This window comes from Tissierella praeacuta (assembly GCF_040396155.1).
GTDB lineage: Bacteria > Bacillota > Clostridia > Tissierellales > Tissierellaceae > Tissierella > Tissierella praeacuta_A.
Genome location: NZ_JBEBOY010000006.1, coordinates 13512 through 35816 on the forward strand (window position 1 = coordinate 13512; position 22305 = coordinate 35816).

General features: G+C 29.7%; 24 protein-coding genes and 1 riboswitch. Of the genes, 1 reads left to right on the forward strand and 23 read right to left on the reverse strand.

What is annotated here, in order from left to right; translation table 11 throughout:
- Window positions 1–22: 22 nt before the first annotated feature.
- From ABWP20_RS04405 to cwlD, 20 genes are all read right to left on the reverse strand, one after another.
- The gene (locus ABWP20_RS04405; protein ID WP_353094131.1) at window positions 23–463 is read right to left on the reverse strand and encodes a hypothetical protein; all 441 of its coding nucleotides are present in this window, start codon (window positions 461–463) and stop codon (window positions 23–25) included.
- A gap of 77 nt (window positions 464–540) precedes the next feature.
- Window positions 541–1209, reverse strand: a complete 669-nt coding sequence (locus ABWP20_RS04410) for a DUF4367 domain-containing protein (protein ID WP_353094133.1) — start codon at window positions 1207–1209, stop codon at window positions 541–543.
- Entirely contained in the window at window positions 1202–1756 is a 555-nt protein-coding gene (locus ABWP20_RS04415) for an RNA polymerase sigma factor (RefSeq protein WP_353094135.1), read from the reverse strand. Before ABWP20_RS04415 ends, ABWP20_RS04410 begins: the two co-directional genes overlap by 8 nt.
- A gap of 78 nt (window positions 1757–1834) precedes the next feature.
- Window positions 1835–2521 carry an ABC transporter ATP-binding protein gene (locus tag ABWP20_RS04420; protein WP_353094137.1) on the reverse strand — a complete coding sequence of 229 codons (687 nt, stop codon included), beginning with the start codon at window positions 2519–2521 and terminating at the stop codon, window positions 1835–1837.
- Window positions 2500–3255, reverse strand: a complete 756-nt coding sequence (locus ABWP20_RS04425; RefSeq protein ID WP_353094138.1) for an ABC transporter permease — start codon at window positions 3253–3255, stop codon at window positions 2500–2502. The genes ABWP20_RS04420 and ABWP20_RS04425 overlap by 22 nt, the downstream gene beginning before the upstream one ends.
- Window positions 3230–4213 (reverse strand): ABC transporter substrate-binding protein, encoded by a 984-nt coding sequence (locus ABWP20_RS04430; protein WP_353094140.1) that lies wholly within the window; start codon window positions 4211–4213, stop codon window positions 3230–3232. Before ABWP20_RS04430 ends, ABWP20_RS04425 begins: the two co-directional genes overlap by 26 nt.
- Window positions 4214–4343: 130 nt before the next feature.
- Entirely contained in the window at window positions 4344–5750 is a 1407-nt protein-coding gene (locus ABWP20_RS04435) for a hypothetical protein (protein ID WP_353094142.1), read from the reverse strand.
- A 73-nt stretch (window positions 5751–5823) separates the two neighbouring features.
- Window positions 5824–7227, reverse strand: coding sequence for a TolB-like translocation protein (locus tag ABWP20_RS04440; RefSeq protein WP_353094144.1), 1404 nt, complete (start codon window positions 7225–7227; stop codon window positions 5824–5826).
- Between the two features lie 362 nt (window positions 7228–7589).
- Window positions 7590–7778, reverse strand: coding sequence for a hypothetical protein (locus ABWP20_RS04445; protein WP_353094146.1), 189 nt, complete (start codon window positions 7776–7778; stop codon window positions 7590–7592).
- Window positions 7779–7819: 41 nt separating this feature from the next.
- Window positions 7820–8293 carry a M56 family metallopeptidase gene (locus ABWP20_RS04450; RefSeq protein ID WP_353094148.1) on the reverse strand — a complete coding sequence of 158 codons (474 nt, stop codon included), beginning with the start codon at window positions 8291–8293 and terminating at the stop codon, window positions 7820–7822.
- Between the two features lie 115 nt (window positions 8294–8408).
- The gene (locus tag ABWP20_RS04455; RefSeq protein WP_353094149.1) at window positions 8409–9017 is read right to left on the reverse strand and encodes a phosphatase PAP2 family protein; all 609 of its coding nucleotides are present in this window, start codon (window positions 9015–9017) and stop codon (window positions 8409–8411) included.
- A gap of 116 nt (window positions 9018–9133) precedes the next feature.
- A complete protein-coding gene (locus tag ABWP20_RS04460; RefSeq protein WP_353094151.1) occupies window positions 9134–9982 on the reverse strand; it encodes a YitT family protein in 849 nt (282 codons plus the stop codon).
- 144 nt (window positions 9983–10126) lie between these two features.
- Window positions 10127–10312, reverse strand: a riboswitch (cobalamin riboswitch).
- Window positions 10313–10777: 465 nt separating this feature from the next.
- The gene (locus tag ABWP20_RS04465) at window positions 10778–11749 is read right to left on the reverse strand and encodes a DUF4367 domain-containing protein (RefSeq protein WP_353094153.1); all 972 of its coding nucleotides are present in this window, start codon (window positions 11747–11749) and stop codon (window positions 10778–10780) included.
- A complete protein-coding gene (locus tag ABWP20_RS04470) occupies window positions 11742–12311 on the reverse strand; it encodes a sigma-70 family RNA polymerase sigma factor (protein ID WP_353094155.1) in 570 nt (189 codons plus the stop codon). The genes ABWP20_RS04465 and ABWP20_RS04470 overlap by 8 nt, the downstream gene beginning before the upstream one ends.
- 434 nt (window positions 12312–12745) lie before the next feature.
- Window positions 12746–14164: a dihydrolipoyl dehydrogenase gene (gene lpdA / locus ABWP20_RS04475; protein WP_353094157.1), complete on the reverse strand. Its 1419-nt coding sequence runs from the start codon at window positions 14162–14164 to the stop codon at window positions 12746–12748.
- The gene (gene gcvPB / locus ABWP20_RS04480) at window positions 14165–15619 is read right to left on the reverse strand and encodes an aminomethyl-transferring glycine dehydrogenase subunit GcvPB (protein ID WP_353094158.1); all 1455 of its coding nucleotides are present in this window, start codon (window positions 15617–15619) and stop codon (window positions 14165–14167) included.
- The gene (gene gcvPA / locus ABWP20_RS04485; protein ID WP_353094160.1) at window positions 15616–16962 is read right to left on the reverse strand and encodes an aminomethyl-transferring glycine dehydrogenase subunit GcvPA; all 1347 of its coding nucleotides are present in this window, start codon (window positions 16960–16962) and stop codon (window positions 15616–15618) included. The genes gcvPB and gcvPA overlap by 4 nt, the downstream gene beginning before the upstream one ends.
- Window positions 16963–16965: 3 nt before the next feature.
- Entirely contained in the window at window positions 16966–17349 is a 384-nt protein-coding gene (gcvH, locus tag ABWP20_RS04490) for a glycine cleavage system protein GcvH (protein WP_353094161.1), read from the reverse strand.
- A 20-nt stretch (window positions 17350–17369) separates the two neighbouring features.
- Window positions 17370–18464 carry a glycine cleavage system aminomethyltransferase GcvT gene (gene gcvT / locus ABWP20_RS04495; RefSeq protein ID WP_353094163.1) on the reverse strand — a complete coding sequence of 365 codons (1095 nt, stop codon included), beginning with the start codon at window positions 18462–18464 and terminating at the stop codon, window positions 17370–17372.
- 385 nt (window positions 18465–18849) lie between these two features.
- Window positions 18850–19584, reverse strand: coding sequence for an N-acetylmuramoyl-L-alanine amidase CwlD (cwlD, locus tag ABWP20_RS04500; RefSeq protein ID WP_353094165.1), 735 nt, complete (start codon window positions 19582–19584; stop codon window positions 18850–18852).
- A gap of 230 nt (window positions 19585–19814) precedes the next feature.
- On the opposite strand from cwlD, the gene ABWP20_RS04505 reads away from it, so the two are divergent.
- A complete protein-coding gene (locus tag ABWP20_RS04505; protein WP_353094167.1) occupies window positions 19815–20015 on the forward strand; it encodes a tyrosine-type recombinase/integrase in 201 nt (66 codons plus the stop codon).
- Window positions 20016–20355: 340 nt separating this feature from the next.
- Here the strand turns inward: ABWP20_RS04505 and ABWP20_RS04510 are convergent, their stop codons facing one another.
- The 3 genes from ABWP20_RS04510 to ABWP20_RS04520 form a co-directional block, all read right to left on the reverse strand.
- The gene (locus tag ABWP20_RS04510; protein WP_353094169.1) at window positions 20356–20682 is read right to left on the reverse strand and encodes a hypothetical protein; all 327 of its coding nucleotides are present in this window, start codon (window positions 20680–20682) and stop codon (window positions 20356–20358) included.
- Between the two features lie 92 nt (window positions 20683–20774).
- Window positions 20775–21923, reverse strand: a complete 1149-nt coding sequence (locus ABWP20_RS04515) for a M56 family metallopeptidase (protein WP_353094171.1) — start codon at window positions 21921–21923, stop codon at window positions 20775–20777.
- Window positions 21924–21925: 2 nt separating this feature from the next.
- On the reverse strand, window positions 21926–22288 hold the full coding sequence (locus ABWP20_RS04520) for a BlaI/MecI/CopY family transcriptional regulator (RefSeq protein WP_353094173.1): 363 nt from the start codon (window positions 22286–22288) through the stop codon (window positions 21926–21928).
- Window positions 22289–22305: the final 17 nt, after the last annotated feature.

Below are 22305 nucleotides of genomic sequence, written 5' to 3' on the forward strand. Positions count from 1 at the left end.
TCTCAATTATGTATATAAATCTTTAATACCTAGATTCACTACTTTTTACAACTTGAGATTCAGAATTACTTCCGCTATAGTCAGTAAAATTTCCAACCACCCTATATGAATATCCTTTTGATACTTGTCTGGATTTTGCAAGTGTCACTTTATAACTATTACTTGATGTTGTCCAAGTTTCTATAGTAGTCCATTTACCATTTGTAAATTGCTGTAATTCAGCTTTAATATTCACCTTTGTTACAGTGCTACTATTTCCTAGAACATAACACTCTACCATAGCTTGTCCTGCAGATGTTATTGTGATATAACTACCTGCATCACTAATATAGGTCATTTGAGGACTTATTACTCTATCTTGCAGCAAATCTGTGTTATCATTGGAAACTGCATATGCTTGTCCTATGGAGCCTGCTAGAACAATTGAGCATACAAATATTCCTACTAACCTTTTTAAACACATAAAAACGCCTCCTTAATTTATCATTGTATCTACTATAACGAAATCAAAAGGCGTTTTGTGACACTTTATTTCTATATTTATTTTATACTTTCAGCCATTTTTATTAATTCTTCTTTTTTAATAGTAGATCTAATGCTGTAAAAGTATTCTTCATCAAACCATATTAAATGATTCGTACCATTTTTTAAAACTATCTGACCTTTATATCCATTTATTAATATATCCTCTATTTCAGCATTTTCTGTATCTATTATACTTGTACCATTTGTTATTTTACTTTGCCTATATATAATTTCTTCTCCATCTTTATTGTTATAAATTATAAAAATCATAGTATATAAGATTTCAGTATCAGTTTTCTCGAATCCTTTAGGAATATATTTGGGTTCCATAACTATAAGTTCCAGACTATAATCATCATTATCTACCACAAAAGATATGGAACTCAATTCCTTATAAATTTCTTTAATTATCTTAAACATTTTCGCTCCTAATGCTTCCACACTCATTACTGTTGTCAATATTATAGAAACTATTATTAAAAAGGCGACGGCTATCTTTTTAAATGATTTTATAAAATATTTATCCCTATTTTCCTTTATAAGTTTTTTCATCTTCTTCTTTTTAAAAGCTTTTGAAAAAGTGTGGCTTAACTCTTTATCAGAAGGCAACTGATCTAATAAGCATTTTTCTACCTTTGGAACTAATTCATAAAGTAGTTCATCGGTTACTTCAATCTTATTCATAGCTTTCAATCTCCAGTCTTTCTAAAATCTTTGCTAACTTTTTCTTTCCACGGGACAATCGCTTACGAACATTATCCTCATTTATATTTAGAATTTGTGCTATTTCATTATTACTATAACCATGACTATATTTTAGTCTTATTACTAAGGAATAACTTAAAGGTAATGAAGCTATAGCTTTTATGATTGTGCTTTCATTATTTTCTTCAAATATATCCTCTGCAGAATAAGTCATATCTTTTATCTCATATCCTATGTCATCTATTGAAATGTTCTTTTCTTTTTTTAACTTCCTGTACATATCTATGGCTGAGTTCTCAATAACTATAACGATAAAAGCTTTGGTTTTGTGACAATTATTTTCATCAATTTTATCTAAATTTTTAATAATATTAATAAAAGCTTGGTGAACTGCATCCTCTGCAAGATGACTATCCCTTAATATCTCTTTCGCCCTATAAAACATAATCTGTTTATATGTAATATATAATCTTTCAAATTTAGATTTATCACTATCATTTTCAATCATAGCTAAATATATGATCAATTGGCATTCCCCCTTGATAAATGAATACCCACTTTATTCAATTATGCACTAAATAAAGTGGGCATTATACTTTGCTTATTAAAACATTAGTTCCCTTTCTATTTCTTCCCTTAATTTAATCTTATTTTCTTCATTTCCATTTAACTCTATTACCTTCTTTACTTTAGCAGGCTTTTCTGTTAGTATTATAATACTATCTCCTAATGTTAAAGTTTCTTCTATATCATGGGTTACTATAATACATGTTTTGTTTTCCATTATTCGTAATTCCCTAAAAAATCCTATTAATACTTGTTTACTATTAATATCTAAAGATTTAAATGGCTCGTCCATTATAAGTAGTTTCGACGGATAAGCAAAAGCTCTTAATATACTTATCTTCTGTCTCATTCCACCACTGAGTTCTTTAGGATAATAGTATTTATATTTCTCTAAATCAACTAACTTTAAGTATTTATCTATAGTAGTTTCTATTTTATATTTGCTTATTTTCCCTTTTAAAACGAAATTTATATTATCTTTTACATTTTTCCATTCAATAAGTCTATCCTCTTGAAATACAAAGCTTATATCCTTGTCTTTAAATCCAATTATTTCTCCGGAATCCTTATTTATTATTCCTGCTATTATATTTAAAAGAGTAGTTTTTCCGCATCCAGATGGTCCTAAAACACATGTGGTTTTGTTCTCTTGGAAGTCAATATTAATATCATTTAACACTTTCAAATCATTGTAATTTTTATTTATATTCTTGATTTGATACATAAAAATTTTATCCCTTCTAATATAGATTTAAATATTTTAGCAATAATAAGAATTATTATTATCCAAGCAAAAACACCTGAAGTGTTTAAATATATTTTTTGCAATTGAAGGTTGCTACCTATGGCATATTTAGGTTGTGATAAAGCTTCCCCTGCAATTACCATCTTTAAATTAATTCCTAATGCAGATGAGAAAATATTACTTAAACTTATAAAAATACTTGGTATGTAGATATCCTTTATAATGGTCTTTTTATCCACTTTATATATTTGTGCCATAGTTATAATATCTTTATCTATATTTAATATTCCTTTTAAAACTGTTTCATATAATATAGGAAATACCATAATAAATCCTACAAACATAGGTGCAAATTCATTATTTAACCATATAAGGGTCAATATAATAATTGCCATAGTGGGCACTGAACTTAAAAAATTTATTATAGGAATCATTAGATTATATATAATTTTAGAAATACCAGAAAGAATACCAATTATAACGGCTAAAGATAATGAAATTATAAAGCCTATAAAACTCCTTAATAAAGAATATCCTATAATAATCAAGAAATTTGGATTTTTAATTATATCTACAAGACTAATAAATATACTTTTTAATGTAGGAAATATTACTTCGTTATTTACAATTCTTGATAGTAAAATCCATATAATAACTATTATAGCTTTTGAAATAATAGATAATCTTCTATCTTTCAAAATATATTTCTTCATCTGGCATTTTTCCTCCTATAAACTCAGGTGCAAAGTCTAATATAGCCTTGTAATAGGCTTCATATTCTTCTTTACCATCATTAATATCAAAGGATTCTATATTTGTCCATCTAATTCCTTTCTCTATTGTCTCTTTCATTACACTAATCTCTAATTCTTCAGCATATTCACCTAATTCCTTTGGATGTTCTATTGTCCATCTTCTACTTTCTTCATATGCCTTAATAAACTTCTCCACAAACTCCTTATCATTGTCTATTAAATCTTTTTTAATTATTAAACTAGCTTGAGGATATCCTTTTTCAGTTTCTGCTACCTTAGTCCATTCTTCATTTAAATCTAAGATTATTTTAGCATCTTGTTTTTTCATCATTACAGTAGTTAACAAAGGTTCTGCTAAAACTGCCAAATTAGTTTTTCCACCTATAAATGCAGGACCAACTTCTGCTGCAGAATTTAAATAATTGATTTTCACATCCTTATCTAAATCGATACCATTTTTAGATAAAATAAGACTAAAAACTAAATCAGGAGTAAGTCCCTTTCCAAATGTATATATTTCCCTACCCTTTAATTCTTCAAATCCTTTTATATCCTCTGTACTAGCTAAATAAAGTGAACCCCATATAGAAGTACCTACTATTTCATATTGAATACCTTTATTAAATGCTTGAGCCGCTAAATTTGATGGAACTATTGCAATATCAGCTTCTTCCTTTAATATCTTTGAAACTAATAAATCTGGTGACTTCTGCATTTCATATTCAATTGTTATGTTTTCATCTACAATTGAATTTTCTTTTACTAATTTAGCAACTGTTAAAGCTGGTGTTCCATCTTGATAGTAAAATTTAATGTTCTTAGACTCCTTTTGTTTACCATCTGTACTATTGCTACATCCAGCAATTCCCGATAATATAATAATCAATGACATAAATAACATTAAGATTTTTTTCACACTCATACCTCCTATAATTTTACTTTTATACAACAATATATTATATCATACAACCTACTAATATACATATCTTTATATGTATATATAAAAAAACTGGATTTTTATTTACTCTAAAAATCCAGTCCTTTAATCACATTATAAACATTGCTACTATTGTAGTTACAACCAATCCTATAACTACAGGTTTAAAATTTCTTCTTGTAAGTTCAAATGGATCTACTCCACAAATAGCTGCTGCTGGAATAACAGCCCAGGGTATTAATGTACCTCCTCCTACCCAAATCGCCGAAACTTGGCCTAATGCAGTAAGTGTAGCTATACCTTTACCTATTGCTGAACCAAATAGTCTAGCTATGGAACCTGCTAAGGATATACCTGAAAAACCTGAACCATCTAATCCAGTTATAGCCCCTACTATTGTCAACGTTACTGCTCCTACTCCAGCATTTAGTGGTACAATATTAGCTAAAGCAATTCCTAAATCATTTACCAATCCTTCAGAACCCTGTGGCAGGAACTCACCAATAACCTTTAAAAATCCATCATCTCCTAAATAGAAGAAAGCTGCTATTGGTATCACTGGACCAAATATTTCAAATCCAAATTTAAACCCTGATACTAAATATCTAGTTATCTCTTCCAAAGCATTTCCCTTATGGGTCAATAGAGAAACCATAATAAGTATAAATATAGCAGTCCCTCCTATTAAAGCTGTAGCATCTCCACCTTGTAGTTTAGCTATAATCATAATTATAATATCTATAATAAATAATAATGGAATAAACAGAGCAAGCTTCTTTTTAGTCTTATAGCTTAATACATTCTTTATATTCTCGCTTCCATCTTCATCCATTAGTCTTTTACCCTTATTCTCTTTATCCACTTTAATTTTCCCAGATTTTAAATCTTTTTTTAATATTATAAATGCTATTATAGTAGTGACTAAACCCATTACAACAACCAACGGAATACTTGCAGTAATAACTTCTGAAACTGGAATACCTGCTGCATCTGCAGTAAGCTTTGGTGCTCCTTGAATGATAAAATCTCCTGATAATGCTATTCCATGACCAAATAAATTCATTGCCATGGCTACACCTAATGCTGGTAGACCTGCACTTACTGCCACTGGTAACATAACTGCACCTATTAAAGCAACTGCTGGTGATGGCCAAAAAAACCAAGATATTATCATCATAAGTATACCTATGACCCAGTAAGCTAGAGTTGGATTTTTTATTAATTTCGTAAATGGAGAAATCATTATCTCATTAACTCCAGTTTTGGTTAAAATCGTACTCATTCCAACTATTACTGAAATAATAAGTATTGTTCCCATTAACTCCACTATGGCATAGATAAAAGAGTTAAATACTCCCATTAATGCTTGAGATAGTGAAGATGTAGAGATAATTCCTAATATAAATATTCCTAAAATACAAACTAAAGAAGTATCACGCTTCCTGATCATTACCCAAAGTATTAAAAGAGTAAATAAAAGATATACATAATGTAAAGCATTTAATTGAATATCCATAAAATCCCTCCTTACATTTCCTTAGTACTTTAGAATATGCAAAGAAGGGTATCTATGGTTCCACTATTTATATTTATTTAAATATATCCGTTGCCTTTTCTATTTTTATATACCCATAAAATCCTAAATTACCTTCATTCTCAAAAATAATATTCTCTGCTATTATTTCTTCTTTTCCATCAGCTAGTTTCATCAAACTATAGTGTCCATCACCCTTATATCTGCTAAATAATATTGTATCCTCACCTATACTTATAGGCATAAAATCAAAATAATCATCTTTGGTTATCTTTTTTATCTCTGAGCTTTCTAAATCATATTCATAAATATTATGTGGTTGATTATACCAATCTTTAAATGCGTAATTATAATCGATTTCCTTGGAAATATCTATATTCTTCGTAGCCGAAAATAATAATTTATCTCCATTTACTGTAAAACTTGGAGTCATAGCAACTAAATCCTTATCCATAAAGTTAAAAATTCTATATGTTTTATTTTTATTTATATCTAATAAAATTGCTTCCTTATTATCAATCATTTCTCTGCCTTGGCCTATAATCACACTAATTAAATTATTATTTTTTGGGTTTATAGCTAAGTTATTCTTATAAGGCAGAACTATTAATTCCTCATTTTCATCTCCATATATATTTGTAAAATCTATATGTGTCCTATTATCTACATCATATATCCCTATACCTGCATAATCTGCACTTAATGAAGCTGAAGAGAACTTTTCCATAATATAAATATATCGTCCATCTTCTGTTATATTAGATATAGTAGGATCATATCCGATAATCTCATCTGTAGATTTTTTTCCTTCTATGATTATATCTGTTGTAAATTCTTTATTTCTTAAGTCATATTCATTTAGATTTATCTCTACAATACCAGTATTAAAAGAAAAATCTCCTTCTTCTGTAGTCCATTTGGATATTCTTTTCCCATAGATTAAATTATTTTTAGATGCCTTTAAATTTGAATAATAATATTCATCATCATGATTTAATGTTTTCATGTTTTCCATATTAAGTTTTTTTAATCCATTTTCATTAGTAGAATATATTATATTCGTATCATCAATCCAATCATAAGAAAGGATTTCATCTGCAACCTTTTGATATTTCTTATTTTTAATATCAAATATATAGAAATCATTTCCATGGGTATATGCAATATAACTTCCTTCTTTTGATATAATAGGAACACTAAAATCTTCACCTTCATGAGCTTTGACACTTTCTCCATTGTTTAAATAAGAGAAATATAAACCATCTGTTTTTATATATGTCACAATTGGATCTTTTAGGCTATCTCCCCTCGCAGACGTTGTACGCACACTCATAACCAACCCTGATATCAAGATAATTCCCAATATAAACAGAGATTTAATATTTTTATTTCTTGAATTCTTCATGTTTTTAATTCTAGCCTTTAATTCCTTTCCCTTACAATTCCTAGCTGTTCTCAATATTCTCCCTCCTATAATACCGAGATAAATTAAAGTTTTTCTTATTTAAAGGCATTATAAGTAAGAATAAAAATACTTCCAACAATAAAATTGTAATACAATAAAGTAATTAGACCTTTTAGTACTACCTCATACATATCCCCTATAAAATCTCTTGATTAATAAGATTTATATTGATATCCACATAATCCCATATTCTGCATCAAAAATTAAGTTATATTCAATTTAAACAACTCCTTTATATTCTACATCATGTAGTATTGATTTAACCTTATTTTACACTATGTAGAATATAAATTTATTAATTTAAATAAACCCTATAGATAAGGCTTCAAGCCTATATCTACAGGGTTTTTTCTAATTTATATTAAAGATTTAATTATAGTTTCAAAATCATACATCTTTTCCCCACGATAAATTATCTCATATACAATATCGTCTATTTTCCAAGTATATATTTCTTCTATATGTTCATTGTCATTATTTATCTTTTCAAAACAATATATATCTTGTCCTTTAATTTTCATATTACTTTGTTTAATGCTATCCATATCTATCATTGTATTTAAATTATAATGATCACTTGTGTTTTTTATTTGTCTAAAACTTTATTTCTTGAATTGTTTAAAAACATTTCTGAAATCTCTAATATAGTCATTCCATAGGATAAAGAATTTTCTTTCCTGATGATTTTCAACACATCATAATATCTTGCCAATTCCCTATCTTCTTTCATCAGTTTCATTGCAAGCCAAATAAAAGGATTAAACCAATAAACTATTGTAACAAAGGCTTGTAATATATTAACTATCAAATCCTTATTTTTATAATGCAATAATTCATGCAAAATAATATATGTCAGTTTTTCTTCACTCATACTTTCCAATACTTTCTTAGGTATATATATCTTTATATCAGATATCCCAGTAATAAATGGGCTATTGAAAAAATCATTTGTAATGATTAATATATTTTTATTTAATCCTATTTTAATTTTAGAATACTCTAAAATTCTATTTATATTACTATCTTTAACAATCTCAAACCCATTAATAATCTTGGACATTGTTTAACACACCTTTCTTTTAATTATTGTATCGTGTTAAACTTTTTGTGTCCATACTTATATACTAACACCAAAACGCCCTTGTGTTCTTAAATAATACAAACTTCAAGCAGGTTTATTCCTTAACCAGTCTAATGCTTAAACAATAGAATATATATCCTATTAAATATCCTCCTATTACATCTGTTGGCCAATGAACACCCAAATAAATTCTGCTAATTCCCATTAACAATACCATCATAGAAGCTATAATATATACTAATGTATTTTTTCTATTATCATTACTACTTTTCACTAGTAAAAAAGCTATTGTTAAATAAAGAGTCATAGCTACCATAGAATGTCCACTAGGAAAACTAAATCCCCTCTGGTTTACCAAAAAATACTCCAATGGTCTTATCCTTCTGAAAAATTGTTTTAATAAATGATTCAATAAATATGAGCCTAAGGTAGATATTAATAACAGCTTGGATTCATAGTATTTTTTCTTAATCAATGTATATGATACGACCATAGCTATTACAGGAAGCAAAAAACCACCTGAACCCATAAAGGATATAAATCTCATTATAGATAATAATATTGGATTAGGGTTGATATGGGTATTATCCATTATCCATATATCAAATAAAATTCCACTGCTACTTCCCTTTACCATAAATCCCAATATAAAAAACACTACTAGCATTAAACTTAGAGTTATTATTTTATTACCCTTAATCATCTATTCACCCTATTTCTTATTTTAATAAATCAATTATACCAAATATTCTTCGAAATATAAAATAATTATAAACATAATGAGGTTGATTTCCACAATAAAATCAACCTCACTATAGTTTATTCTTCTATATTTTTAAAGCCATCTCCCAGTACTTCATAAACATTACTCACTGTAATAAATGCATTCTTATCTATTCCTCTAATATAATTTTTCAGTTTAATAAAATCTCTTCTATCTACAACTGTTATTACTATATCTTTTTCATTTCCTGTATAAGCTCCTTTGGCACTATAAATAGTTGCTCCTCTTTCTAGATTATTTATTATATATTCTTTAATATCATTACTACATTCACTTATTATATTCACTTCTTTACATAGGGTTATTCCTTCAATTGTCCAATCTATTACTATACCATTTAGTATAACTCCCAATAAAGAATACATTCCTAATTTAGGTCCAAATGCAAATCCAGCCATTATTGTTATAGCAAAGTCTGATATAAGCACTCCTTTCCCAAGTTCTATTCCAAAAAACTTATTCATTATCTTAGCTATTACATCAGTTCCTCCTGTAGATGCATTTTGATTAAATACAATTCCTACACCTATTGCAGATATAAAAACTCCAAAGATAAGTTGCAATATCATATCCTCTACTAGAGGCTGTTGAAGCGGAATAATCTTCTCAAGTAAAGAAACAATTACAGAGGTTCCTATACTTGCATAAATAGTCTTAAATCCAAAGCTAGTTCCAACAACTAAAAAACCAATTACAAACAAAAATATATTAATAATTATCATAATACTCCCTATAGATAATGGAATCCAGTTATTAATCACAATGGCAAGTCCATTAGCACCACCTATGGCTAATTTCTCCGGCATAAGAAAAAAGTACAACCCTAAAGCCACCATTGTCATTCCAATAGTTATAAGTACATATTCTCTAATCTTTTCTTTCAAAAATACTCCCCCTTTTATGATATTTAACAACAAAAATCCCCCGAATATAAAATACTCCGGGAGACATGAAAAATAGACGGATTACAATACAATTCGTCATTATAAAAATCCGTTTTAACACCTCCCCTATCGACCGTAGAGCTTTCTAGTGCATAAGTAAAGGCAGGTCTTCTGACTTTGGTTCATAAAAATTTAAAGTCTTCCCGATATACTCAGTGACATTAATTTTAAATTTCTCCCCATTACAGCGGCGGGACCGTATAGGATTTTAACCTATTTCCCTTTTAAGTAGATGATATTACATGCTACACCTTTACGTAAATATTTAATTATATTCTAAGTATATAGTATAATAATACTATAGTCAATATTGCGTACAGTATATAATATTTTAATGATTTTTTTATTTTCGTTGTAGATAACTCTTATATGAATCTTTCTATTTTATTTTATACTCCACTTCATCAAAATATATAGGTTTCTTAAATATAATAATAGTTTGAAATTTATCTATATCCCTATAATAGGCCAATCCAAATTCATCCTTATCTATTACATCTCTAGATACTTCTTTAATTTAACCATTCTTGTATTTTATTTTTCGCTTTTGGAATTCCATAAATATCCTATATATTCATCTATTAATGCTTATACCAAAATTAGAGTATTTTTCCTCTGAAATTTTGTTTCATATTATAGCATAAAATAAATTATAAAAAATAACTTTTTCATATTAATATAAAAACTCCTTATAGAACCACGTCTATAGGGAGTTTTTAATTATTCTCCTGATAATTATTTAAAAGATTCTGCCATCTTTATTAATTCATCTCTCGCAATACCTCTTCCATTTAATATATAAATAACACCATTATCTTCCCAGTCAAGATTATTATCATATAGTAAAGCATCTACACCATTAATCTTTATCTTTTCAACTTTATTTGCTCCAGCTTCGTATCCATTTTCTTCATCAGCAAATCTTTGCTGCATATATATAAATTCTCCAGTTTTATCATTGGTAAAGAATAAAGAAATATATTTACTATTCTCTACGGTGTCATTCTCATTTCCTCTGAAAAATTCAGCTCTATCAAATTCATATCCTTCTGGTAAATAACTAGGAAGTATAACATTAAAACAAGTGTAATTATTTAATTCACTGGTATTTTTAACTACTAAGTCTTTTATTTCTCTTTCCTTTTCTTTTTCATCAGCTGTTACTATCTTTATGTTACCACTCTCATCGGTACTAAAACCACCAATCTCTTTTCCATCAACTGTGTATATTTTTTGAGGGTCATCTGCTAAAAATACTTCTACTGGTTTTCCATCTTTATCAAAGATTTTACCTTTAAGTTCCTCTGGAACTGGAAATGATTCTACAGGTTCTTCCTCTATTACTGTTACATGCCCAAGTGTCATAGTTTTTACTATTTTATCTACTATTTCTTGTGCAAAGGATGTTCTCATTGTGGAAACACCTAGTATGCATACTAAAGTAAGTGAAGCCACCTTCACCATTGGATGTTTAAATCTGCTTGATTTTTTCATATTATTTTTTCCTCCATATTCATTAATATTTTCTAAACTCTTATTAAAGGTTTCATCTTTATTACTATTTTTGCTAAAGTCATTATTAGCCAATGATTTTCCCAATTGTAGAAGTTCTTTATATTCCCCTTCGGGATTATTTTGGGATTCTATACCATTGAGATAATCATCTATATCCATGGAAAATCTATCTTCAATGTTTTTTTTATTCAAACCCATCCCCTCTTTCCAATTTACTTTTCAATTTTTTCATTGTACGATAAAGGATTACACCAACATTACTTTCAGTTATATCTAATACTTCTGCAATTTCCACGTTTTTTAAATTTGCACCAAATTTAAGAGCCACAATATTTTTTTCTCTTTCATCTAAAATTTTTAATGCTTTTAAAAGTTCATCAGTGGTTTCTTCTATCTCAATTATTTTTTCTGGTGTTCCTTTATTAGATATTAAGTCTCTAATTTTATCAATTGAAAATAATTTGCATTTTTTTAAATCTCTAAAATAATCATTTACTACATTTCTAGCTATGGCAAATAACCATACCTCGAATTGTGCCTTTTCTTCACAATAGGTATCTATTTTGACCATTACCTTCTCAAAGACTTGACTGGTTAAGTCTTCCGCTGTATGATAAGCATTAATTCGATAATATATATAGTTATAAACTCTTTTATAATATGTTTCAAAAACATAAGTAAAATCCTTTTCTTTACAGAAATTCTTCTCTGATTGTTCTTTATTTAAAATATCTATTGATGCAACTTGTTGCAATTTTTTAAAACCTCCTTCCTATCTTTACCTAGCTAAGTAAAACCTATATGTTTTAAACTTGTTTTTCACTTCCTTTCTCATATGTTAATACGGTAAATTTTCGATTCCATTACATATTATTTTAAATTTTATCATAGAAAATAAAAAGACCCTAGTGTTTTGATTTGCTCCTCCTTACAGTAAACATTTTTTATTATTTTATATGTCTACCATAAGTAAAGGATATAATCTCCACTAGAGTATCTATAGTTTAATATTATTTTCATCTGACATATCCAAATATTTCTAAATTACTAAAAACTTCTTTACTAATTTTTTAATAAATATAAACTTAAAATTGAAAATAATATTCCATATTCTTCTTTCTTAAAAATGTCTTTTACTTTATTAAAATTAAAATATCCTAATTAAATAGAAAAAGAAGATAGTTTAAACTATCTTCTTTTTCTCGGCGGTGCTATATGAATAGCCTGATTTTCTAGTCCTAATGTAGCTTCATAGAATGTTTCTGAAAGAGTTGGATGAGCATGAATTGTTCTCATTATACTATGGATATCTAAGTTATTAGCCATTGCCAACGTTCCTTCAGCAATCAAATCATTTGCATGAGGTCCAAGTATATGAACACCTAGAACTTTTTTATCTTCTTCTCCAGCGAGTATCTTTATTATACCCTCACCTTCTCCTAAGGACAGAGCTTTTCCATTGGCTGCAAACATAAATTTACTTGCTTTATAAGGTATGCCTTTTTCCTTAAGCTCTTCTTCAGTATAACCTACATGAGCTACTTCATTCATTGTAAATACACAGTTTGGATAAATATCTAGATTGATATCTGGCGTATGACCCATTATCTTTTCCATTACATATACGCCTTGAGCAGATGCTACATGAGCCAACTGAACCCCTCTATTTACATCTCCTATGGCATATATTCCAGAAATATTTGTTTCAAACTCATTATCTACAAAGATACCCTTATTATCATATTTAATCCCTAGTCCATCTAGATTTAGTCCTTCCACTACAGGACCCCTACCAGATGCAATAAGAACTTTATCACCTATTACTTCTATCTCTTCGTCTTTTTCTTTATATCTAGCTAATACTCTAAGCTTGTCCCCTTCTTTGGTAATCTCCTTTGCCCTAATATCAACATAGGTTTCAATCCCTTGTTTCTTTAGCATTGGAACAAGTCTTCTTGAAATTTCTTTATCTGCATCTTTTAAGATTCTGGATGCTAAAAGAATTACCTTGGAACCTAATTCTTGATAAATACTTGCAAATTCTAACCCTATTACTCCACCACCTACTACAATTAGAGTTTCTGGAATTTCATCCATTTCTAAAAGGTCATCAGAGGTAATTACCCCTTTTAAATCCACTCCTTTTGTTTCAGTCATTTGAGGCTTAGAACCTGTAGCTATAACTATATTATCTACAGTTATTTCCTTTGTAGTTCCGTCCTTTAAATCTACAGAAATATTGTTTTTGTCTTTTATATTAGCTGTTCCACGTAGAAACTCTATGTTTTTATAAGAGGATATAAGTTGTTCAATACCTCCTACTAAAGTATTTACAACTTTATTTTTTCTCTCCTGTAGTGCTTTTCCATCCATTTTAAATTCTCCTGCTGTAATTCCGAACTCAGCAGCTCTTTTAAAACTGGACATAATCTCTGCATTCCTAAAATATGTTTTAGTAGGGATACAGCCTCTATTAAGACATGTACCCCCTACCTCTCTATTCTCTATTAAGATTATATTTGCACCAAGTTGAGCTCCTCTTATTGCCGCTACATAGCCTCCTGGACCAGCTCCTATAACTGCAATAGTTTTAGTCAAGCGGTACACCTACCCTTCGTATCTAAGCACAGGATTTCTTGCTGCTTTTGTTTCATCTGGTCTGCTTACAATAGTGTTAAGAGGCGCATCCTTTAATAATTGTGGATTTTCACTTGCCTCCTTAGAAATCTCTATCATAGCATCTATGAATTCGTCAAGTGTTTCTTTAGATTCAGTTTCTGTTGGTTCAATCATAATTGCTTGATTGATAATCAATGGGAAGTAAACTGTTGGTGGATGATAACCTTTGTCAAGTAATCTCTTAGCTATATCCAGTGTAGTTACTTCAGATAATGTATCCTTTAATCCACCTAATACAAATTCATGTTTAAATATAGTGTCTATTGGTAAATAGAAATGTTCTTTTAATTTACTAGCCATATAGTTAGCATTCAATACAGCTATTTCACTAGCTCTCTTCAATCCATCACTACCCATTGTTAGTATATAAGTATATGCTCTAACTAATATACCAAAGTGTCCAAAGAAATCTTTAACCTTACCTATAGTATACGGTACATTGTAATCTAGATAATATCTATCTCCATCTTTTTGTACTATTGGAACAGGTAAGAATTCTTCAAGATGTTTTTTAACCCCTATTGGTCCTGAGCCTGGACCTCCACCACCGTGAGGTGTTGAGAAAGTTTTGTGAATATTAAAGTGAACTACGTCAAATCCCATATCTCCTGGTCTTGCATGACCTAAGATGGCATTAGCATTAGCTCCATCATAGTATAATTGTCCTCCTGCATCATGAACAATTTTAGCAATTTCCTTGATATGCTTATCAAATATACCAAGTGTATTTGGATTTGTAAGCATTAATCCTGCTGTATCATCTCCTACTACAGCTTTAAGTGCTTCTAAGTCTACTAAACCTTCTTTAGTTGACTTAACTTCTACTATTTTATATCCAGCCATTGCTGCTGTAGCTGGGTTAGTACCGTGAGCAGAGTCTGGAACTATGATTTTATTTCGTTTAAAATCTCCATTCTTCTCATGGTATGCCTTAATAACCATAACGCCAGTTAATTCTCCATGAGCTCCTGCTGCTGGTTGTAAACTCATTTTATCCATACCAGCTATTTCAGATAAAGATCTATCTAGTTCATACATTAATTGTAATGCACCTTGAGTACAACATTCAGATTGATATGGATGAATATTTGCAAATCCATCATATCTACATGTATCTTCATTAATTTTTGGATTATACTTCATGGTACAAGAGCCAAGTGGATAAAATCCAGTATCTAGCCCATAGTTTTTATTTGATAAATTTGTATAATGTCTTATTACATCAACCTCAGATAGTTCTGGAAAATCAAGTTCAGTATCAGATAAAAATTCTTGTGGAATAAAACTATTTATATCCTTATCTTCTACATCTAATTCTGGAAGATTATATGCTTTTCTTCCTGGTTTAGATAATTCAAATATTAGTTTTTCATACTTTCTCATTTTATCCCCTCCAATACACTACTTAATCTATCTATCTCTTCTTTTGTCCTCTTTTCTGTTACTGCATATAGGACAGCATTTTCCAATTGGGGATAATCTTTACCTAGGTGATATCCACCTATTATTTTTTCATTTCTTAAATCTGCATTTATTTTATCAGCATCTATATCAGATGTAACAGCAAATTCTTTAAAGAATGGCTTATCGAAAAGTGGTTTATATTTACCAGATTTAGTAATCTTCTCAAAAGCATAGTGAGCTTTCTTTGTACTTTGAAGAGCAACTTCTTTTATCCCCTCTTTTCCTAAAGTCACCATATAAATAGTTGCTGCTAATACATTTAATCCTTGGTTAGAACAAATATTAGAAGTAGCCTTTTCTCTTCTTATATGTTGTTCTCTAGCTGTAAGTGTTAAAACAAAAGATCTTTTACCATTTTTATCTTCTGTTTGTCCTACTATTCTACCAGGCAATTTTCTCATATATTCAGATTTAGTAGCTATGAATCCTAAATATGGTCCACCAAATGATAGAGGTATACCCATACCTTGAGCTTCTCCTACTACTATATCAACACCTAATTCACCTGGTTTCTTTAAAACAGCAAGAGATATTGGATCAACAGATGCTATAAAGCTAGCCTTCTTAACTTTATGAACAATTTCTCCTGTAGCCTTTAAATCTTCAATTATGCCAAAGAAATTTGGACTTTGAACTATAACTGCTGCAGTATTATCATTTACTTTTTCTTCTAATTTCTCTAAATCAGTAACTCCATCTTTCATATCAACTTCTATAACTTTTAGTCCTTGAGCATGTGCATAGGTCTTTAGAACTCGTATTGATTCTGGTCTTACTGTCTTAGATACTATGATTTCACCTTTTCTAGAAGTTGCTGCAGCCATTAAAGCTGCCTCAGTAATAGCAGTACCACCATCATATAATGAAGCATTCGCAACATCCATTCCAGTTAAATTGCACATAAGTGTCTGGAATTCAAATATATACTGTAAAGTACCTTGACTTATCTCCGGTTGGTATGGAGTATATGATGTATAAAATTCTGATCTTGAAATAATATGGTTAATTATTGAAGGAATATAATGATCATATGCTCCAGCACCAAGGAAACATGGCATCTCACTTGTTGAACAGTTTTTTTGTGCTAATGAACTCAAATATGAACTAACTTCAAGTTCACTCTTTGCCTTAGGTAAATTCAACTCTCTATTTAATCTCATGTCCCCTGGAACATCACTAAATAAATCATCTATAGAATTTAGCCCAATGGACTTTAGCATTTCCTGCTCGTCTTCGTGAGTGGTTGATATATATGGAAACATATTTTATTCCTCCTCAGCTAAAAACTTTTCATATTCCTCACTTGTCATTAATTCTTCTAATTCATCTTTATTAGTCATTTCTATTTTAATCATCCAGTTTTCATATGGATCTGCATTTAAAAGAGCTGGATCGTCTATTAATTCTTCATTTATTGCTACTACTTTTCCACTTACTGGCATATAAATATCTGCAGCTGCCTTAACTGATTCTACAGCTGAAAAAGCTTCTTCTTTTTCAATTTCATCATCAACTTCTGGAAGCTCTACATAAACTATATCTCCTAAATGATGTTGTGCATAATCAGCAACACCTACAACTGCTAAATTTCCTTCTATTTTAATCCATTCATGATCTTTAGTATAATTTAATCCTTTTACAACTTTCATCTTTTAACCCTCCTAATTTATTATTTTTTTAAGAATTTTTTACTAACTATTTTTGCCTTAGCTGGCTTATTTCTTATAATAATATCAATTTCTGTTCCTAATTCTGTATATTCAGGTGAAATAAGTGCGTTACCAATATTTTTCTTAAGAGTTGGTGACATATAACCTGTAGTTACATGCCCTATTGTCTTACCATCTTTTTGAATTTCATAGCCTTCTCTTGGAATTCCTCTGTCGATCATTTCAAATCCAGCTAATTTTCTCTTAAGTCCTTCTTTCCAATGTTTATTAAGAGCTTCCTTACCTATAAAATCGGACGCCTTATCAAGTTTTACGAAATATTTAAATCCACCCTCTAAAGGATTTATTTCATCAGAAATTTCATGACCATATAATGGTAATGAAGCTTCAAATCTAAGAGTATCTCTACAGCCTAAACCACAAGGTTTAATACCTGCTTCTTTTCCTGCTTCAAGTATATCTTTCCATACCTTTACTATACCTTCATTGGTTGTATAAACTTCAAAACCATCTTCTCCAGTATATCCAGTTCTAGAAATCATACACTCTACTCCATTAATATCTACCTTTCTATTTAATGTAAAGAAAGTAATTGTATTTAAATCAGTCTTTGTTAACTTTTGTAGTGTTTTTTGTGCTAGAGGTCCTTGTATTGCTACTTCTCCAACAGTATCGGAAATATTAGTGATTTCTACGTCAAAATTACCTTTTTGATCTACTATCCATTTGTAATCCTTTGCCGTATTTGAAGCATTTACTACTAAATAGAAATCATCATGAGCCAGTCTATATACTAATAAGTCGTCTACTACCCCTCCATCAGGCGCACACATAAAAGTATAGACGATTTGGTTATCCACAACTTTAGATATATCATTTGTCATAAGATAATCTACGAATGCCAAAGCTTCCTTTCCTTTAATAGTGATTTCACCCATATGGGATACATCAAATAAACCTACTGCATTTCTGACAGCCTCATGTTCTGCAATTAAACCCTCATATTGTACAGGAAGATACCAACCTGCATAATCAACTACTTTTCCTCCTAAATCTACATGCTCATCATATAATGGGGTCTTCTTTGCTTCCATTTAACCACTCCTTCCCTTATTTTTTCAAATCTACAAATATATTACCCAATTATCTAAAAATTAAACTGATTTTATTTATAGGCAGTATATTGTAGTATGACTTAATTATACAAGAGGAGTAAAAAATACGCAATACTGTATTAAATTGATATTATTTAAATTAACTCTTGTATATGTGATATTTATAGCATTAAATGCTAATTTAATATTTTTAATAAAGTTTTATCAATTTTTAATTCACTTTATCCACATTATCCACAATAGGTCGTGGATAATTTATGTAAACTTCCGATTCTCTTATAACTATTAATTTTCCTAATACTGATAAATATGTATTATCAACTATTCACAGTTATCAATCTTATCCACAGCTTTTATTAACATTTCAAAATTTATGATTTGCATCCATATCGTTAAAATAATTCATTATTCCCACATATATTGACCATGCTATTTTTTCTTGATACGATTCATCTATTAATAGCTTTTCTTCCGCAGCATTTGAGAGAAAACCACATTCAACTAATACTGCCGGCATACTTACCTCTTTTAATATATATACATCATCTCTTTCATAAGGCTGTCTTTTATTATCTTTATCTAATATATTTTTTAATTCTTCTTGTATTATTGATGCTAATTTCTCTCCCTCTTCTGATCCACTTTTATAAAATGTCTGTGCCCCATAATAATTAGGTCTAGTAAAGCTGTTTAAATGTATTGATATAAATATATGGCTGCCACTATTATTTACAATTTCCCTTCTCTTTTTTAAATCTTCGGTTTTCATTTGTCTAAGGGTTTTAGCCTCTGATGTATATAAGCCTTTATCTGTCGTTCTAGTCATAAAAACTATTCCACCACTTTGCTCAATCAATCTTTTAAGTTTTAATGATATTGCTAAATTTATCTCATCTTCTTTAATTCCATTTTTACTTACTGCTCCTGGATCTACGCCTCCATGGCCTGGGTCTATAGCAATGATTTTATTTGCTATTGGCAGATAACTTACGGGCATAACCTCAGATTGCTTCAATAAGCCATAGCTTAGTATTAAAATTATAGCTGCTACTGCTGCTACTAGTCTAATATATCTTTTTTTGATAATAAGTAATTTCATCTCTCCTTATCCCCTCCTATAGAAATATATTGTAATCTTACAAAGTATATTCCAAGGAAAAGTTAGATTAATTATGAAAATATTAAAAATACACTGGAGGTCCAGTGTTTACTATAATTTCTTACTAATAAAGATATTATAAATCTTTTAAAAGATATCTGTTCATTAGAGTAATTTATAATTGTATTAGGTAAATATTACTATATGACAACTATTACAGGGAAATCTAGATGCCTACAATGAGTATTTTAAATATGGAACACACTCCTCATGATTGTAGGCATACTTTTGCTAGCAGAATGGATAGAGCAGGATCGAACAAAAAATCTTTGCAAAATATAATAGGTCACGCTAACTACTCAACTACTGCTGATATCTATACTCATACAGACATTAAAGAACTTTTAGAAGCTATTGACATGTTAAAATAGTTTGTTAGTTGCGTGTTAGTTGTTTGTTAGTTAGTTACGAATGAATTTTCATAAGTTTTCATAGAATCTCACAAATAATAAACCCCTCAAATATCAGTATTTGGGGGGGTTTTATTTTTCATTATATTATCGTTTTGGTAACTGATGTACGGAATAAATTTACCTAAAATACACTATATATAGTGTTATAAGCCATACTCCAACCACAATATATCGGAATGTATAAAGTAACTATTTTAAACCATGTGTAAATCGTGTAAAATGTCTATATACTACTATTAATCTGCCCGTTTAACCTGTTTATTATATTACTATTTATATTTCAAGTGAAATATAAATCTTATTGCTCAAGGATTGTAATAGTATCAACTCTAAGGTCTGAGCCATATTCAATAAATGCTGTTACAGGAAATCCTGAAGGTGATACAGCGCCTAATATACTTGCAGTTATTTTGTTATCAATTATTTCATACATAATAACTGAACCGAATGTAACTTCATCAAACCAAATACCAGCATCTGATTCATTATAGCTTTTTTCAATTACCTTTCCATCCCATTTTATTATCACATTTACTTCGCCTTCTTTTTTAGTAATGGTAGAATTTACTTCTTTATTGATTTCATCGATAGGGTCTTGTGTATTAATTTCAGATAAATCTTCCATATTTAAAATATGAATATCTTGATGTAAAACACCTGTACCATAATCTGTTACTAATATAATAATTATTTCCTCTTTGCCATCATTATCTACATCTACAACATTAATAGTTGGTGCATAGTTGGATTTATCACATTAACCCATGAAAAAGAATTGATAGTATCCTTTGTTTGTACTGTAATTCCTTCATACATATCTTCTTTTACATTATTTACATATAATGTAACCCTGTCTGACTCGGCTATTACAACTCCATTTTTGGGGCTAATAATTATATCAGTAGGTCCATCCGCACCAATTATTGCCGTAGCTTTCGGATTTGCTATTAGTCCGATTCCAACTGCTGTCACAATGATAGTTGAGAAAACAATTACCCAAAACCTTGGTCTTTTATAATTCAACACATTTTTTATCCTCACTTTTACATTCCCCTCACCAAAAGCAAGAGGACTACCATTTAAAATGTGCCTTCCTGTAGCAAGCGACAATAACGAATTAGCATAAGACTTTTTAATATCTTCATTCATTTCTTTCAATACTCTTTCATCACAGGATAGCTCGATATCTATGCTCATTAACATAAACGCTATCCACACAAGAGGATTAAACCAATGTATGGACAATATAAAGAAAGCTAACAACTTAATTATGTGGTCTTTTCGATGGATGTGGGTCTGCTCATGTAGCAAAATATAGCTTCTTTCGGCGGCGTTAAGTCCAACTGGTAAATAAATCTTTGGTCTTGCTAAGCCAAGCACAAATGGTGTTTTTAAATTCTCAGCTTCGTAGATATTCTTCTCTATCAATTGTGCACTTTTTAGCTGTCTTTTTAATTGTAAAATGGACACTAGACTGTAAATAAGTAATACTATTATGCCTAATATCCAGATGTATATACCTATTTGCACATAAATCTGAAGTGGGTTTGCACTTGCTCCAATAGTCGGTGCAGGAAGTGATTTGCTTACAAAAGAATCAACTACTTCTATCCCACTATTAATCTGCAGGCTTTGCTGATAGATAATATCACGGGGGATTGGAACAGAATTTGTATTCCGTGGCATAAGGCTAAACATGCTTTCAAAGGAGAACGGAGTTATAAGGCGAAATGCCACCACACCCCATAATGCGTAGGAGACAAATTTTGGAGCTTTTTTGAGTAGTAGTCTGATAAATATTACAAAAATGATTACATAGCTTGCCGTAAGGCTCATATTAAAAACGGTAAGAAATTGTTCACTCATTGCTACACCTCCTCATACTCATCAATCAACTTTTTTATCTCTTCAACCTGGTATCTACTTAATTTTCTTGCTCCAATAAAAGACGTTATAAATTTCGGCAATGACCCTCCAAAAGTATCCTCAACGAAGCGAACGCTTTGCTTTGCGTAATACTCATCCTTTGTGACTAGAGATGATACAATAGTATTTTCATTTTGGAAAATGTCTTTTTCACATAATTTTTTAAGTACTGTATATGTTGTTGATTTCTTCCAATTCATTTCTTTTTCAGATAACTTCACAAGATCACCAGAACTAATCGGCTCGTTCTGCCAGATTAATTCTGCAAACTTCTCTTCAGTTTCTGCAAGTTTATAATACTTCATGATAAACCTCCTTGGTC